General features: G+C 71.6%; 12 protein-coding genes. 10 read left to right on the top strand and 2 right to left on the bottom strand.

All coding sequences use genetic code 11. The features are described from left to right. Positions 1–8 precede the first annotated feature (8 nt). The 10 genes from nuoE (at position 9) to nuoN (ending at position 13,413) form a co-directional block, all read left to right on the top strand. Positions 9–845 (top strand): NADH-quinone oxidoreductase subunit NuoE, encoded by an 837-nt coding sequence (nuoE, locus tag AC3CHW_RS13720; RefSeq protein WP_488471044.1) that lies wholly within the window; start codon positions 9–11, stop codon positions 843–845. Continuing rightward, on the top strand, positions 845–2,236 hold the full coding sequence (nuoF, locus tag AC3CHW_RS13715; protein WP_459248278.1) for an NADH-quinone oxidoreductase subunit NuoF: 1,392 nt from the start codon (positions 845–847) through the stop codon (positions 2,234–2,236). The genes nuoE and nuoF overlap by 1 nt, the downstream gene beginning before the upstream one ends. Continuing rightward, the gene (locus AC3CHW_RS13710) at positions 2,233–4,779 is read left to right on the top strand and encodes an NADH-quinone oxidoreductase subunit G (protein ID WP_488470615.1); all 2,547 of its coding nucleotides are present in this window, start codon (positions 2,233–2,235) and stop codon (positions 4,777–4,779) included. The genes nuoF and AC3CHW_RS13710 overlap by 4 nt, the downstream gene beginning before the upstream one ends. After that, the gene (gene nuoH, locus AC3CHW_RS13705; protein WP_398610378.1) at positions 4,776–6,167 is read left to right on the top strand and encodes an NADH-quinone oxidoreductase subunit NuoH; all 1,392 of its coding nucleotides are present in this window, start codon (positions 4,776–4,778) and stop codon (positions 6,165–6,167) included. Before AC3CHW_RS13710 ends, nuoH begins: the two co-directional genes overlap by 4 nt. Positions 6,168–6,350: 183 nt before the next feature. Then, positions 6,351–6,965, top strand: a complete 615-nt coding sequence (nuoI, locus tag AC3CHW_RS13700; protein WP_232544633.1) for an NADH-quinone oxidoreductase subunit NuoI — start codon at positions 6,351–6,353, stop codon at positions 6,963–6,965. Further along, on the top strand, positions 6,962–7,864 hold the full coding sequence (locus AC3CHW_RS13695; protein WP_488470614.1) for an NADH-quinone oxidoreductase subunit J: 903 nt from the start codon (positions 6,962–6,964) through the stop codon (positions 7,862–7,864). The genes nuoI and AC3CHW_RS13695 overlap by 4 nt, the downstream gene beginning before the upstream one ends. Beyond that, entirely contained in the window at positions 7,861–8,160 is a 300-nt protein-coding gene (gene nuoK, locus AC3CHW_RS13690; RefSeq protein ID WP_187064171.1) for an NADH-quinone oxidoreductase subunit NuoK, read from the top strand. The genes AC3CHW_RS13695 and nuoK overlap by 4 nt, the downstream gene beginning before the upstream one ends. A 12-nt stretch (positions 8,161–8,172) precedes the next feature. Further along, entirely contained in the window at positions 8,173–10,119 is a 1,947-nt protein-coding gene (nuoL, locus tag AC3CHW_RS13685; protein ID WP_488470613.1) for an NADH-quinone oxidoreductase subunit L, read from the top strand. A 1-nt stretch (position 10,120) separates the two neighbouring features. After that, positions 10,121–11,755 carry an NADH-quinone oxidoreductase subunit M gene (locus AC3CHW_RS13680; RefSeq protein WP_488470612.1) on the top strand — a complete coding sequence of 545 codons (1,635 nt, stop codon included), beginning with the start codon at positions 10,121–10,123 and terminating at the stop codon, positions 11,753–11,755. 41 nt (positions 11,756–11,796) lie between these two features. Continuing rightward, on the top strand, positions 11,797–13,413 hold the full coding sequence (gene nuoN / locus AC3CHW_RS13675; protein WP_176166323.1) for an NADH-quinone oxidoreductase subunit NuoN: 1,617 nt from the start codon (positions 11,797–11,799) through the stop codon (positions 13,411–13,413). 258 nt (positions 13,414–13,671) lie between these two features. Here nuoN and AC3CHW_RS13670 read toward each other — a convergent pair whose 3' ends face one another. After that, a complete protein-coding gene (locus tag AC3CHW_RS13670; protein WP_488470611.1) occupies positions 13,672–14,193 on the bottom strand; it encodes a hypothetical protein in 522 nt (173 codons plus the stop codon). A 315-nt stretch (positions 14,194–14,508) separates the two neighbouring features. Beyond that, entirely contained in the window at positions 14,509–15,732 is a 1,224-nt protein-coding gene (fahA, locus tag AC3CHW_RS13665; protein ID WP_488470610.1) for a fumarylacetoacetase, read from the bottom strand. Positions 15,733–16,325: the final 593 nt, after the last annotated feature.

Below are 16,325 nucleotides of genomic sequence, written 5' to 3'. Positions count from 1 at the left end.
CCCTTGGCATGCCCCAGCTCCCGGCCCCCGACTACCCGGCCGAGGTACGGGCCCGGCTGGAGGCCGACGCCCGGGAGGTGATCGCCCGCTACCCCGACAGCCGCTCCGCGCTGCTGCCGCTGCTGCACCTGGTGCAGTCCGAGGAGGGCCACGTCTCCCGTACCGGCGTCCGGTTCTGCGCCGAGGTGTTGGAGCTGACCACCGCCGAGGTGACCGCGGTCGCCACCTTCTACACCATGTACCGCCGCAAGCCGAGCGGCGACTACCAGGTGGGCGTGTGTACCAACACGCTGTGCGCGGTGATGGGCGGCGACGCGATCTTCGAGGCGCTCCAGCAGCACCTGGGCGTCGGCAACAACGAGACCACCGACGACGGCAAGGTCACCCTCGAACACATCGAGTGCAACGCGGCCTGCGACTTCGCCCCCGTCGTCATGGTCAACTGGGAGTTCTTCGACGGGCAGACCGTCGAGAGCGCCAAGGCGCTGGTGGACGACCTGCGCGCCGGCCGGGCCGTGCGGCCCACCCGGGGCGCGCCGCTGTGCACGTACAAGGAGACCGCGCGCATCCTGGCCGGCTTCCCCGACGAGCGGCCCGGCGCGGTCGCCGCCAGCGGCGGCGCGGGCCCGGCCTCGCTGGTCGGCCTCAAGCTCGCCAAGGGCGAGGCGGCCCCGGGGCGGATCGTCTCGCCGCGCGGCGAGAGCGAGCCGAGCGACGCCCCGCCCCCGCCGGGCCCGGGCCAGCAGCCGCCCGAGACCCACCCCAGCTCGCACGACGCGCCGCAGCCCACCGCGGCCTCCGACCCCAGCCATCCTGCCGGCCCCGCAGCCGAGGAGGGGGAGTGATGACCGTGTCCACCGAGGAAACCGGGGGCACCGCCCAGCAACACGCCGGGGGTGGCACCAGCCCGGAGAAGCTGCTCGCGCCGGTCCTCTCCGCGTTCTGGGACCAGCCCGAGTCCTGGACGCTGGAGACCTACCGGCGCCACGAGGGGTACGAGGGGCTGCGCAAGGCGCTGGCCATGCCGCCCGACGACGTGATCGCCTATGTCAAGGAGTCGGGACTGCGCGGTCGCGGCGGCGCCGGCTTCCCGACCGGCATGAAGTGGCAGTTCATCCCGCAGGGCGACGGCAAGCCGCACTACCTCGTCGTCAACGCCGACGAGTCCGAGCCCGGCACCTGCAAGGACATCCCCCTCCTCTTCGCCAACCCGCACTCGCTCATCGAAGGCATGATCATCGCCTGTCATGCCATCCGCTCCCAGCACGCCTTCATCTACCTGCGCGGCGAGGTCGTCCCCGTGCTGCGGCGGCTGCACGAGGCCGTGCGCGAGGCGTACGAGGCCGGCTACCTCGGCCGCGACATCCTCGGCAGCGGGCTCGACCTCGACATCACCGTGCACGCCGGCGCCGGCGCGTACATCTGTGGCGAGGAGACCGCGCTGCTCGACTCCCTCGAAGGGCGCCGCGGGCAACCCCGACTGCGCCCGCCCTTCCCGGCCGTCGCGGGTCTATACGCGTGCCCCACCGTGGTGAACAACGTCGAGTCCATCGCCTCTGTTCCCGCCATCATGAACAAGGGCAAGGAGTGGTTCAGGTCGATGGGCAGCGAGAAGTCGCCCGGCTTCACGCTGTACTCGCTCTCCGGCCACGTCGCCCGCCCCGGCCAGTACGAGGCGCCGCTCGGCATCACGCTGCGCCAACTCCTCGACATGAGCGGCGGCATCCGCCCCGGCCACCGGCTGAAGTTCTGGACCCCGGGCGGCTCGTCCACGCCGCTGCTCACCGACGAACACCTCGACGTCCCGCTGGACTACGAGGGCGTCGGCGCCGCCGGCTCGATGCTCGGCACCAAGGCGCTCCAGTGCTTCGACGAGACCACCTGCGTGGTGCGCGCCGTCACCCGCTGGACCGAGTTCTACGCCCACGAGTCCTGCGGCAAGTGCACCCCCTGCCGCGAGGGCACGTACTGGCTCGTGCAGTTGCTGCGCGACATCGAGGCCGGCAAGGGCCGCGCCGAGGACCTCGACAAGCTCCAGGACATCGCCGACAACATCAACGGCAAGTCCTTCTGCGCGCTCGGCGACGGCGCGGCCAGCCCCATCTTCTCCTCGCTCAAGTACTTCCGCGAGGAGTACGAGCGACACCTGGGCGGCCGAGGCTGCCCCTTCGACCCGGCCAGGTCCACGGCCTGGGCCGACGACCCCACAGACGCCCACCTGGAGGTGAACGCGTGACCGTCACGACCACCGGAGCCAGCAGTGGTTCCGCCGCGGGCCCCTCCTCCGGCGGCGCTGCGGCGGTGCCGCCGGAGGACCTGGTCTCCCTCACCATCGACGGCATCGAGATCAGCGTGCCCAAGGGCACCCTGGTCATCCGGGCCGCCGAACTGCTCGGTATCGAGATCCCCCGCTTCTGTGACCACCCGCTCCTGGACCCGGCCGGCGCCTGCCGACAGTGCATCGTGGAGGTGGAGGGCCAGCGCAAGCCGATGGCCTCGTGCACCATCACCTGCACCGACGGCATGGTCGTCAAGTCGCAGCTCAGCTCGCCGGTCGCGGAGAAGGCGCAGCGCGGCGTGATGGAACTGCTGCTGATCAACCACCCGTTGGACTGCCCGGTCTGCGACAAGGGCGGCGAGTGCCCGCTGCAGAACCAGGCCATGTCCACCGGCGACCCGGAGAGCCGGTTCGAGGGTCAGAAGCGCACCTTCGCCAAGCCGGTGCCGATCTCCACGCAGGTGCTGCTCGACCGCGAGCGCTGCGTGCTCTGCGCCCGCTGCACCCGCTTCTCCAACCAGATCGCCGGCGACCCGATGATCGAACTTTTGGAGCGCGGCGCGCTCCAGCAGGTCGGCACCGGTGAGGACGACCCGTTCCAGTCGTACTTCTCCGGCAACACCATCCAGATCTGCCCGGTGGGCGCGCTGACCTCGGCGGCCTACCGGTTCCGTTCCCGCCCCTTCGACCTGGTCTCCTCGCCGAGCGTGTGCGAGCACTGCGCCGGCGGCTGCGCCACCCGTACCGACCACCGGCGCGGCAAGGTCATGCGGCGGCTCGCCGCCAACGACCCCGAGGTCAACGAGGAGTGGATCTGCGACAAGGGCCGGTTCGCCTTCCGGTACGCGCAGCGGCCCGAGCGGCTGACTACGCCGCTGGTACGGAACGCGGACAGCGGCGAGCTGGAACCGGCGAGCTGGCCCGAGGCGCTGGCCGCGGCGGCCCACGGCCTGGCGGGCGCGCGCGGCCGGACCGGGGTGCTGACCGGCGGGCGGCTGACCGTCGAGGACGCGTACGCCTACGCCAAGTTCGCGCGGGTGGCCCTGGACACCAACGACATCGACTTCCGCGCCCGGGCGCACAGCACCGAGGAGGCCGACTTCCTCACCGGGTACGTCGCCGGTCGCGGCCGTGACCTGGACGGGCGGGGGTTGACCAACGCCACCCTTGAGGCGGCCCCGGCCGTACTGCTCGTCGGGTTCGAGGCGGAGGAGGAGGCGCCCGGCGTCTTCCTGCGGCTGCGCAAGGCCCACCGCAAGCACGGCCAGCGCACCTTCGGCCTCGCCCCGTACGCGACCCGCGGCCTGACCAAGGCGGGCGGCACGCTGCTGCCCGCGGCGCCCGGCACCGAGACGGAGTGGCTGGACGCGCTGGCCGGCGGCGTCGGCCTGGACGAACTGGGCCAGCGCGCGGCCGACGCGCTGCGCGCCGAGGGGTCGGCGATCGTCGTCGGGGAGCGGCTGGCGGCCGTGCCCGGCGCGCTGACCGCCGCCGTCCGGCTGGCCTCGGCCACCGGCGCCAGCCTGACGTGGATTCCGCGCCGGGCCGGCGAGCGCGGCGCGATCGAGGCGGGCGCGCTGCCCGGGCTGCTGCCCGGCGGGCGCCCGGCCACCAGCCCGAGCGCCCGCGAGGAGGTCGCCGAGCTGTGGCGGGTGCGCGAACTGCCGCCCCGGCACGGACGCGACACCGGACAGATCATCGAGGCCGCCGCGGGTGGTGAGCTGGGCGCGCTGCTCGTCGGCGGCGTCGAGGTGGCCGACCTGCCCGACCCGGTCCGCGCCGTCGAGGCGCTGGAGGCGGTGCCGTTCCTGGTCAGCCTGGAGCAGCGGCCGTCCGAGGTCACCGACCGCGCGGACGTGGTGCTGCCGGTCTCGGCCGTGGTCGAGAAGTCGGGCACCTTCCTCAACTGGGAGGGCCGGGCCCGCCCGTTCGAGGCCGCGGTCAAGCCCGACCAGATGGCCCGCCGCCACGTACAGCCCGACGGCCGGGTGCTGCACATGCTGGCCGACCACATGGACGCCCCGATCGCGCTGCCCGACGTGCGCGCCGCGCGGCGCGAACTGGACCGGCTCGGCGGCTGGGAGGCGGCGCCGGTCACGACGCTGCCCACGCCGACCGGGCAGGGCGGCGCCCCGCTGCCGCGCCCGGCGGCGGGCCAGGCGGTGCTCGCCGGCCACCGGCTGCTGCTCGACCAGGGCCGGCTCCAGGAGGGCGACGAGGCGCTGACCGGCACCCGACACGCCCCGCTGGCCCGCCTGTCGGCCACGACGGCCGCCGAGGCCGGCGTACGGGACGGCCAGTTGCTCCAGGTGCGCGGCCCGGCCGGCACGGTGACGCTGCCGCTGGCGGTCACGGAGATGCCCGACCGGGTGGTGTGGCTGCCGCTGAACTCGACCGGCGGCGGTGCCCAGCGTGACCTGGGCGCCCGCACCGGCGAGTTGGTCACGATCGGGGCGCCCGCCCAGGTCGCCCCGGAGCTCGGTACGGAGGTGACGGGATGACCGGCATCGTCGCTGGCGCACAGAGCGACCTGCGCTATCTCGCGGCGGAGGACCTGTCCGCGTTCGGGCACGACCCGTGGTGGCTGGTGGTCATCAAGGCCGTCTTCTGCTTCGCGTTCCTCATGGTGACGGTGCTGATCTCCATCGTCATGGAGCGCAAGGTCGTCGCATGGATGCAGCTCCGCATCGGCCCCAACCGGCACGGCCCCTGGGGCATGCTGCAGTCCCTCGCGGACGGCGTGAAGCTGATGCTCAAGGAAGACGTGATCGTCAAGCGGGCGGACAAGGCGGTGTACCTGCTCGCGCCGATCGTCGCCGCGATCCCCGCGTTCATGGCCGTCGCCGTCATCCCGTTCGGCCCGGCGGGCAACGAGATCTCCATCTTCGGCGAGCGCACCACGATGCAGCTCACCGACCTGCCGATCGCGGTCCTCTACATCCTGGCCACGGCGTCGGTCGGCATCTACGGCATCGTGCTGGCGGGTTGGTCCTCCGGCTCGACGTACCCGCTGCTCGGGGGCCTACGCTCGTGCGCGCAGATGATCAGCTACGAGATCGCGATGGGCCTGGCGTTCGCCGCGGTCTTCCTGCACTCCGGCTCGATGTCCACCTCGGCCATCGTCGAGGGCCAGCACGACCGTTGGTACGCGATCCTGCTGCCGGTCTCCTTCATCATCTACCTGATCGCGATGGTCGGCGAGACCAACCGTGCCCCGTTCGACATGCCGGAGTCCGAGGGCGACCTGGTCGGCGGCTTCAACACGGAGTACTCGTCGATCAAGTTCGCGATGTTCATGCTCGCCGAGTACATCAACATGGTCACCGTCTCGGCCGTCGCGGTCACCCTCTTCCTCGGCGGCTGGCGGGCCCCGTACCCGATCAGCACCTTCTGGGAGGGCGCGAACCACGGCTGGTGGCCGATGCTCTGGTTCGTCGGCAAGCTGCTGACCCTGCTGTTCGCCTTCGTCTGGCTGCGCGCCACGCTGCCTCGGGTGCGCTACGACCAGTTCATGAAGCTGGGCTGGAAGGTGCTCATCCCGGTCTCCATGGTCTGGCTGATGCTGGTCGCCACGGTGCGGGCGCTGCGCAACGAGGACTACGAGTTCCAGGACATCGTGCTCTACGTCGGTGGCGCCGTCCTGGCGCTGCTGCTCCTCTCGTTCGTCTGGGACATGTACCGCGACCGCGCGGACAGGCGGGCCGAATCCGAGGCCGAAGCGGCGCCCGAACCGGCCTTCGACCCGATGGCGGGCGGCTTCCCCGTGCCACCCCTGCCGGGGCAGACCCCGCCGCCCGTGCCACGACGACGACCGCGCCAGGAGCGCGAGCTCATTGTCAGTGGTGGGGGCGACACTGTCAGTGACGGAAAGGAGACGGGCGGTGTCTGACGTCCAGGCTTGTGCCTCCCGGGGGACGACCCCCGTACCCCCGGCAGTGAAGGAGGCCGACCGTGTCTGACTTCCAGGCTGGTGTCTCCCGGGGGGCGACCCCCGTACCCCCGGCAGTGAAGGGAGCCGACCGTGTCTGACTTCCAGAATCCGGTCGCCGGGTTCGGCGTGACCTTCAAGGCCATGTTCAAGAAGCGGCTGACCGAGCAGTACCCGGAGCAGAAGAAGCCCACGGCGCCCCGGTTCCACGGTCGCCACCAGCTCAACCGGCATCCGGACGGGCTGGAGAAGTGCATCGGCTGCGAGCTGTGCGCCTGGGCCTGCCCGGCCGACGCGATCTACGTGGAGGGCGCGGACAACACCGAGGAGGAGCGCTACTCCCCGGGCGAGCGGTACGGCCGCGTCTACCAGATCAACTACCTGCGCTGCATCCTGTGCGGCCTGTGCGTCGAGGCGTGCCCGACCCGGGCGCTCACCATGACGAACGAGTACGAACTGGCCGACAGCTCCCGCGAGTCGCTCATCTACACCAAGGAGGAGCTGCTCGCCGGGTTGCAGGAGGGCATGGTCGAGTCGCCGCACTCGATCTTCCCCGGCACGGACGAGCAGGACTACTACCGCGGCCTGGTCACCGAGGCCGCCCCCGGCACCGTCCGGCAGGTCGCGGTCAGCAAGGGCGAGCAGCCGCCGGGCGCGGAGCCGGCCGACGCCGTCGAGGACGGCCCGGTCAGCGCGCCCGAGGCCGCCGCGGCGGCACGCAGCGGGACCAGCGCGCAGGGTAAGGGGGTCACGGCGTGAGCACACTGGCCGCCGCGGCCTCCACCACCTCGACCGGCGAGGCCGTGCAGTTCTGGGTGTTGGGCACCGTCGCCGTGATCGGCGCGCTGGCCACCATCCTGATGAGGAAGGCGGTGCACTCCGCCCTCTCGCTCGCCGGCACCATGATCATCCTGGCGGTGTTCTACCTCGCCAACGGCGCGTACTTCCTGGGTGTCGTGCAGATCGTCGTCTACACCGGCGCGATCATGATGCTCTTCCTGTTCGTCGTGATGCTGGTCGGTGTCACCGCGGCCGACTCCCTCACCGAGACGATCAAGGGCCAGCGCTGGCTGGCCGCCGGCTGCGGCCTCGGCTTCGGCATCCTCCTGATCGCCGGCATCGGCAACGCGTCCCTCAAGCACTCGGAGGGCCTGGCCAAGGCGAACGCCGGTGGCAACGTCGAGGGCCTGGCGGAGCTGATCTTCACCAAGTACGTCTTCGCCTTCGAGATCACCGGCGCGCTGCTGATCACCGCCGCCGTCGGCGCGATGGTCCTCACCCACCGGGAGCGCACCGAGCGCGCCAAGACCCAGCAGGAGCGGGCGCTGCTCCGCGTCCGCGAGGGGAAGCAGATCACGCCGCTGCCCGCGCCCGGCGTCTACGCCCGGCACAACGCGGTGGACATCCCCGGGCTGCTGCCCGACGGCTCGATCTCCGAGAAGACCGTCAACGCGACGCTGCGCGGCCGAGGCCAGATCCGGGACGTTTCCGGGGCCTCGCTGGCCGAACTCGCCGCCCTCGAACAGCGCTCCGAGGAGTGGCTGGAGCGCGGCGGCGACGCCGAGGGCGGGCCGACCGGCCAGCGCACCCCGTCCGCCCGTAACGGAACCCACCCCGGGGGCGCGGGCGAGGCCCGGGCCGAGGAGGAGGTCAAGTGAACCCGATCAACTACCTCTACCTGGCCGCCCTGTTGTTCACCATCGGCGCGGCGGGGGTGCTGCTCCGGCGGAACGCGATCGTCGTGTTCATGTGCATCGAACTGATGCTGAACGCCTGCAACCTGGCGTTCGTCAGCTTCTCCCGGATGCACGGCAACCTCGACGGACAGATCATGGCCTTCTTCACGATGGTCGTCGCCGCGGCCGAGGTCGTGATCGGCCTCGCGATCATCGTGATGATCTTCCGCTCCCGCCACTCGGCCTCGGTCGACGACGCCAGCCTGATGAAGCTGTAAGGGGTAGCGACAGTGGAAAACCTCATCGGATGGCTTGTCGCGGCGCCGCTGCTGGGCGCGGCCGTGCTGCTGTGCGGCGGCAAGCGGCTCGACCGCCTCGGGCACTGGCTCGGCACGTTGCTCGCGGCGGCCTCGTTCGTGATCGGCGTGCTGCTCTTCGTCGACATGCTGGGCGAGGACGAGCACCACCGGGCCATGCACCAGCACCTGTTCAGTTGGATCCCGGTCAGCGGCTTCCAGGCGGACGTCGCGTTCCAGCTCGACCAGTTGTCGATGACCTTCGTGCTGCTGATCACGGGCGTGGGCACGCTGATCCACATCTACTCGGTCGGCTACATGGAGCACGACGACCGGCGCCGGCGCTTCTTCGGCTACCTCAACCTCTTCCTCGCGGCGATGCTGCTGCTGGTCATCGCCGACAACTACCTGCTGTTGTACGTGGGTTGGGAGGGCGTCGGCCTCGCCTCGTACCTGCTGATCGGCTTCTGGCAGCACAAGCCGAGCGCGGCGACGGCGGCCAAGAAGGCGTTCCTGGTCAACCGGGTCGGCGACGTCGGCCTGTCCATCGCGATCATGCTGATGTTCACCACCTTCGGCACCTTCACCTTCGGGCCCGTCCTGGAGGCGACCGGGGAGACCGGCGAGGGCAAGCTCACCGCGATCGGGCTGATGCTGCTGCTCGCCGCGTGCGGCAAGTCGGCGCAGGTGCCGCTCCAGTCCTGGCTGGGCGACGCGATGGAGGGCCCGACCCCGGTCTCGGCCCTGATCCACGCCGCGACGATGGTCACCGCCGGCGTCTACCTCATCACCCGCTCCGGCGCGATCTTCAACGCGGCGCCCGACGCGCAGACCGCCGTCGTCACGGTCGGCGCGGTCACGCTGATCTTCGGCGCGATCGTCGGTTGCGCCAAGGACGACATCAAGAAGGCGCTGGCCGGCTCGACCATGTCGCAGATCGGGTACATGATCCTGGCCGCCGGGCTCGGCCCGATCGGCTACGTCTTCGCGATCATGCACCTGGTCACGCACGGCTTCTTCAAGGCCGGCCTCTTCCTCGGCGCGGGTTCCGTGATGCACGGGATGAACGACGAGGTGGACATGCGCAAGTACGGCGGCCTGCGGAAGTACATGCCGATCACGTTCATCACCTTCGGCCTCGGCTATCTGGCGATCATCGGCTTCCCCGGTCTGTCCGGTTTCTTCTCCAAGGACAAGATCATCGAGGCGGCGTTCGCCAAGGGCGGCACCGAGGGCTGGATTCTCGGCGGTACGGCGCTGCTCGGCGCGGCCATCACCGCGTACTACATGACCCGCGTGATGCTGCTGACCTTCTTCGGCGAGGAGCGTTGGCGCAAGACGGCGACCCGCTCGCCCGAGGCGCCCAGCGCCGAGCCCGCCGCCGAGACCCGCGGCGAGCACGCCGAGCCGCACCCGCACGAGTCGCCGAAGTCGATGACCATCCCCATGATCGTGCTGGCCTTCGGGTCGGTGTTCGCGGGCGGCCTGTTCAGCGTCGGCGACCGGTTCGTGCACTGGCTGGAGCCGGTCACCGGGCACGACCACGGCGACTCGCCGCTGAGCGCGACCACCGTCACGCTGTCCACCGTCGCGGTGCTGGTCGTCGGCGTCGCGCTGGCCTGGGCGCAGTACGGGCGCAAGCCGGTTCCGGTCGTCGCCCCGCACGGCTCGCTGCTCACCCGGGCGGCCCGCCGCGACCTGCTCCAGGACGACTTCAACCACGTCGTCCTGGTCCGCGGCGGGGAGCACCTGACCCGCAGCCTGGTCTACGTCGACCACAAGCTGGTGGACGGCGTCGTCAACGGCACCGCGGCCTCGGTCGGCGGACTCTCCGGGCGACTGCGGCGACTGCAGAACGGCTACGCGCGCAGTTACGCGGTCTCGATGTTCGGCGGTACGGCGGTCCTGATCGCCGCGACCCTGCTGATGAGGGCGGTCTGACATGTCATTTCCCCTGTTGACGGCCACGGCCGTGGCGCCCGCCGTCGGCGCCGTCGCCGTCGCGGCCGTCCCGGCCGCGCGGCGCACCGCCGCCAAGTGGGTGGCCCTGCTGTTCTCGCTGGCCACGCTGGTGCTGGCCGCCGCGGCGCTGGTCCGCTTCGACCCCGACAGCGAGGACCCGTACCAGCTCACCGAGTCGCACGCCTGGATCGCGGACTTCGGCGTCCGGTACGAGCTGGGCGTGGACGGCATCGGTGTGGTGCTGGTCGGGCTGACCGCGCTGCTCGTCCCGTTCGTGGTGCTCGCCGGCTGGCACGACGCCGACCCGCCGGCCGGTGCCCCCGACGCCGCGGCGCAGTCCGTCACGCACGGCCGGTGGCGCCCCACCCAGGGCTTCTTCGCGCTGATCCTGATGGTCGAGGCGATGGTGATCCTCTCCTTCGAGTCCACCGACGTCTTCCTCTTCTACGTCTTCTTCGAAGCCATGCTGATCCCGATGTACTTCCTCATCGGCGGCTTCGGGGACCGGGCGGGCCAGAAGAGCGAGCAGGAGACCGCGACCCAGCGCAGCTACGCGGCGGTCAAGTTCCTGCTCTACAACCTGGCCGGCGGGCTGATCATGCTGGCCGCCGTCATCGGGTTGTACGCGGTGACCGCCGACGACCTGGGCAGCGGCACCTTCTCGCTGCAACAGATCGCGGAGGCCCGGGCCAGCGGCGAGCTGTCCATCTCGACCAACACCGAACGGCTGCTGTTCCTCGGCTTCTTCTTCGCGTTCGCGGTGAAGGCGCCGCTGTGGCCGCTGCACACCTGGCTGCCGAACGCGATGGGTGAGTCGACCGCGCCGGTCGCCGTGCTGATCACCGCCGTGGTCGACAAGGTCGGCACCTTCGCCATGCTCCGCTACTGCCTGCACCTCTTCCCGGAGGCCAGCAAGTGGGCCACGCCGGTGATCCTGGTGCTCGCCGTGATCAGCATCCTCTACGGGGCGTTGCTCGCGGTCGGCCAGCGCGACATCAAGCGTCTGGTGGCGTACGCGTCGATCTCCCACTTCGGCTTCATCATCCTGGGCATCTTCGCGATGACCAGCCAGGGCCAGAGCGGCGCGACGCTGTACATGGTCAACCACGGCATCTCCACCGCCGCCCTGATGCTCGTCGCCGGGTTCCTGATCAGCCGGCGCGGCTCGCGGCTCATCGCCGACTACGGCGGCGTGCAGAAGGTGGCCCCGGTGCTCGCGGGCACGTTCCTGATCGGCGGGCTCGCGACGCTGTCGCTGCCCGGCCTGGCGCCGTTCATCAGCGAGTTCCTGGTGCTGGTCGGCACGTTCAGCCGGTACCCGGCCATCGGGATCATCGCCACCGTCGGCATCGTGCTCGCCGCGCTGTACGTGCTGGTGCTCTACCAGCGCACGATGACCGGGCCGGTGAAGGCGGGCGTGGAGAACATGCCGGACCTGCGGGCGCGCGAGCTGACCGTGGTGGTCCCGCTGATCGCGCTCCTGGTCTTCCTCGGCGTCTACCCCAAGCCGGTCACCGAGATGATCGACCCGGCCGTCGACCGCACGCTGTCCGTGGTCGACAAGCAGGACCCCAAGCCTGACGTGCCCGTACAAGATGTGGAGGCCGCGAAGTGAGCGACGTGGCAGATCCCGTAACGGTCCACACCCTGTGGACCATGGCGGCCGAGTCGCCGGACAAGTTCAAGGCGCCCGACATCGAGTACGGCCAGCTCGCGCCCACGCTGATCGTCATCGGCGCCGCCATCGTGGGCGTGCTCATCGAGGCGCTGCTGCCCCGCAAGGCGCGGTACGGGGCCCAGTTGTTCACCAGCGTGCTCGGCATCGCCGCCGCCTTCGCGGCCGTGATCGGCCTGGCCGTCGGCGACTACGGCACGAGCAAGGCCCGGATCGCGGCGGAGGGCGCCATCGCGGTGGACGGCCCCGCGCTCTTCCTCCAGGGCACCATCCTGCTGGTCTCGCTGGTCGCGGTCTTCACCTTCGCCGAACGCCGCCTCGACCCGGTGGCGCACGGCAACCGGGTGGACTCCTTCGCCGCCCAGGCCGCCGCCGTGCCCGGCGGGGACGCGGAGAAGGAGGCCACCAAGGCCGGCTTCACCACCACCGAGGTCTTCCCGCTGCTGATGTTCGCGGTCGGCGGCATGCTGGTCTTCCCGGCGGCGAACGACCTGCTGACGCTGTTCATCGCGCTCGAGGTCTTCTCGCTGCCGCTGTACGTGCTGTGCGCGCTCGCCCGCCGGCAGCGGCTCATGTCGCAGGAGGCGGCGGTCAAGTACTTCCTCCTCGGCGCGTTCTCCTCGGCGTTCCTGCTGTTCGGCATCGCGCTGCTGTACGGCTACGCCGGCTCGGTCACCTACGGCCGGATCGCCGACGTGGTGGACGGCGAGGTCGCCGACATCACCCCGGCCCTCGCGCAGACGATGGGCAACGACGCGCTGTTGCTGATCGGCGGCGCCATGGTGCTGATGGGCCTGCTGTTCAAGGTCGGCGCGGTGCCGTTCCACATGTGGACCCCCGACGTCTACCAGGGCGCGCCGACCCCGGTCACCGGCTTCATGGCGGCGGCCACCAAGGTCGCGGCGTTCGGCGCGCTGCTGCGCCTGCTGTACGTGGTGCTGCCGGGGCTGCGTTGGGACTGGCGCCCGGTGATGTGGGGCGTCGCGATCGTCACCATGCTGGCCGGTGCGATCGTCGCGGTCACCCAGACCGACGTGAAGCGGCTGCTCGCGTACTCCTCGATCGCCCACGCGGGCTTCATCCTCGCCGGTGTCATCGCCACCAACGAGGAGGGGGTCTCCTCGGTCCTCTTCTACCTGGGGGCGTACAGCTTCGTGACGCTGGGCGCGTTCGCGGTGGTCACGCTGGTGCGGGACGCGGGCGGCGAGGCCACCCACCTGTCCAAGTGGGCCGGCCTCGGGCGCCGTTCCCCGCTGGTGGGCGCGGTCTTCGCGGTCTTCCTGCTGGCCTTCGCCGGCATCCCGCTCACCTCGGGGTTCGCGGGCAAGTTCGCGGTCTTCAAGGCGGCGGCGGAGGGCGGCGCGGGCGCCCTGGTGGTGGTCGGCGTGGTGTCATCGGCCATCGCGGCGTTCTTCTACATCCGCGTCATCGTGCTGATGTTCTTCAGCGAGCCCCGCGCGGACGGCCCGACGGTCGCCGTGCCGAGCGTGCTGACCTCGTCGGCGATCGCGATCGGCGTCGCGGTGACGCTGGTGCTCGGCATCGCGCCGCAGTACTTCCTGGAACTGGCGGGCGACGCCGGCGTCTTCGTCCGCTGACCCTCCCGTCCGTCCGCGCCCCGGCCTCGCCGCCGGGCGTCGAGACCGCGGGCGTACGCCTCGGGCCCGGCCCCCTGCGCCATGGAGGGGGCCGGGCCCGAGGCGTGTGCGCGGTCCGCGCGGGCGACCGGCCGCCGTCACAGTCCGCGCGGGGCGACCGGCCGCCGGCGGCCGACTGGTGGGGCTGCCGGTGGCCGGTGCCGGTGCCGGTGGCCGGTGGCGGTGGTCGCGGGGCCGGATCCGGGTGGGGCGGGGGCGTCAGCCGCCGAGGCCGCCGGTGTTCTTGAGGTCGTCCAGGTCACCGCCGAGGTCCGGGATGTCGGGGAGCCCGGACGGGGTCGGGATGGCGTCGCCGGCCTTGGCCGGGAAGAGGACGTCGTCCTCGGAGAGGGCGTCCCAGTCCACGGTCAGGCTGCCGTCGGCGTTCGTGGTGACCTTGCCCATCGTGCGGTCGGTGTTGCCGTCGGGACACGTGAGCATCAGCGTCTTCTGCTGGTACGTGCCGGTGCAGGTGTGCGGGCCGGCCAGGAAGGCGGTCTTGTCCTTGACCCCGAGGACGATGCGCTGGCCGTTGCCGGTGTTCTTGGACAGGTACGTCCCCTCGACCTTCGCGCTGTTCCCGTCGCCCTCGGCGGGGGCGTCGCTCGGCTTCTGCTCGGCGCCCGAGGGCGTCTGCTTCGCCTTGTCGCCGTCCTTGCCGCCGTCGCCGTCACTGCCACACCCCGTGACGAGCAGGGCGGCGAGGGCCGACGCACCAGCGATCATGGCTGCCTTGCGCACGCGCTTCTCCATCCGTTCCGGCCGACCCGTCCCCCGGATCGGCCGCTGTTTTAGTCAGGAGCCTGACAACGTAGCAGCCCGTACGGCCCCCGCAGACGCCGGACTCGCCGCCGGCGGAGTGCCGGCGTCCGCGGCTGCGGAGCCGCGCCACGCCCCTGCGGCACGGCGCCCCGACACCCCCGCGGCACGGCGCCCCGGCACACCCGGGCCCGCCCGCCGCGAGGCGCCCGCGAGCCCCGCGCCACGGGCCCCGCGTGGGCCCGTACGAGGCTCACGCGGGCGGCCCTGACGCCGCGCCGTCCGGGGCCCGTACGACTACCGGCCGGTGATCTTGCCGGTGACCTCGCCGAGGCCCACGCGCACGCCGTCCGGCCCCGGGGCCCAGGCCGTGATCGTCACCTCGTCGCCGTCCTCCAGGAAGGTGCGCTTGCCGGTGGGCAGCTCCACCGGGTCGCGGCCGGACCAGGTCAGTTCGAGCAGGCAGCCGCGCTCCTCGGGGCGGGGGCCGCTGATGGTGCCGGAGGCGAAGAGGTCGCCGGTGCGCAGGCTGGCGCCGTTGACCGTCATGTGCGCGAGTTGCTGCGCCGCCGTCCAGTACATGGCGGAGAACGGCGGTCGCGAGACCACGTGCCCGTTGATGGCGACCTCGAGCCGGATGTCGAAGCCGCCCGGTTCGGTGGCGGCCGAGTCGTCCAGGTAGGGCAGCAGCGGAACGTCCCGCCGCGGCGGCGCCGTACGCGCGTGCGCGAGCGCGTCCAGCGGCGTGACCCAGGCGGAGACGGAGGTGGCGAAGGACTTGCCGAGGAACGGGCCGAGCGGCACGTACTCCCACGCCTGGATGTCGCGCGCCGACCAGTCGTTGAGCAGCGTGACGCCGAAGACGTGGTCGGCGAAGGCGTCCAGCGGCACCGGTTCGCCCAGCGTGGACGGGGTGCCGACGACGAAGCCCAACTCGGCCTCGATGTCCAGGCGCTGCGAGGGCCCGAAGGTCGGCGCGGCGTCGGCGGGCGCCTTGCGCTGGCCGGCGGGCCGGGCCACCGGGGTGCCGCTGACGACGACGGTGCCCGCGCGGCCGTGGTAACCGATCGGCAGGTGCTTCCAGTTGGGGGTGAGCGCGTCGCCGTTCGGGCGGAAGATCTGGCCGACGTTGCTGGCGTGGTGCTCGCTGGCGTAGAAGTCGACGTAGTCGGCCACGTCGAAGGGCAGGTGGAGCGCGACGTCGGCCAGCGGGACCAGCAGCGGCTCGACGGTCGCGCGCCGCGCGGGGTCGGTGAGCGCGTCGACCAACTCCGCGCGCACGGCGGACCATATGGCGCGGCCCGCAGCGAGCAGCGGGTTGAGGGTGCCGGCGGAGAGCACGGCGGCGTGGGCGGAACCGGTGGCCTCGGCCAGCGCGTGCACGTCCAGCACGTACGCGCCGTACCGCACGCCGACCCGCCGCCGCTGCGGCTCGTCCGAGGTGGTGAAGACGCCGTACGGCAGGTTGTGCGGACCGAAGGGGTCACCCTCGGCCAGGTCGAGCGGGCTGTGCTGGGGCATGAGTGCTGCCTCGCCTTCTCCTCGTCTGCAAGCTGGCAGGCCACAGACTACGTCTGGAAGGGCGGGTTGAGGGGGGCCAGAAGGCGGTTGTGGATAACTCAGCGTGTCCGAATATCGGACGCCGCGTGCCTCATAGCGGTGCTGAACTCCCGATTTCCGGAGCGCCGATCCCGGAATGCGGTGCATGGGTCGTGGTTTTCGGCCTGCTGGGTGCTGGGTGCTGGGTGCTGGGTGCTGGGTGCTGGCCACTGACCGCTGGGTGCCGGGTGTTGTGCTCGGTGCTCGGGGTTCGGTGGGGCTGTGTGCGGTGTGCTGTGCGTGGGGCGTGGTTCGCGGGTCGTGGGGTGGTGGCTGGTTCAGGGGTGACGGCTGGTTCGGGGTGGGTTCGGTGGCGGGTGCTCTGGGGTGGGCTTGCCCGGGGCCGTTGCGGCGGGACCGGCCGCGCCGAGTGTCCGGCTCCCGCCGGGTGCCCGCGCCACGTGGGAGCGGGCGTGGCCGCGGTGTCCCTCGGTCCGGTGATGTGTCCGGTGATGTGGGGGAGGGGCGGGGTACTCGGGCCGGCGTTCGCGGGGGCGCGGGGTGCCGGGGGTGTA

It is taken from the genome of Streptomyces sp. MGP-BFMKR1 (assembly GCF_057766585.1).
Note: the sequence above shows the minus strand (reverse complement) of the source record. Positions and strands in the feature narration are given on the sequence as shown.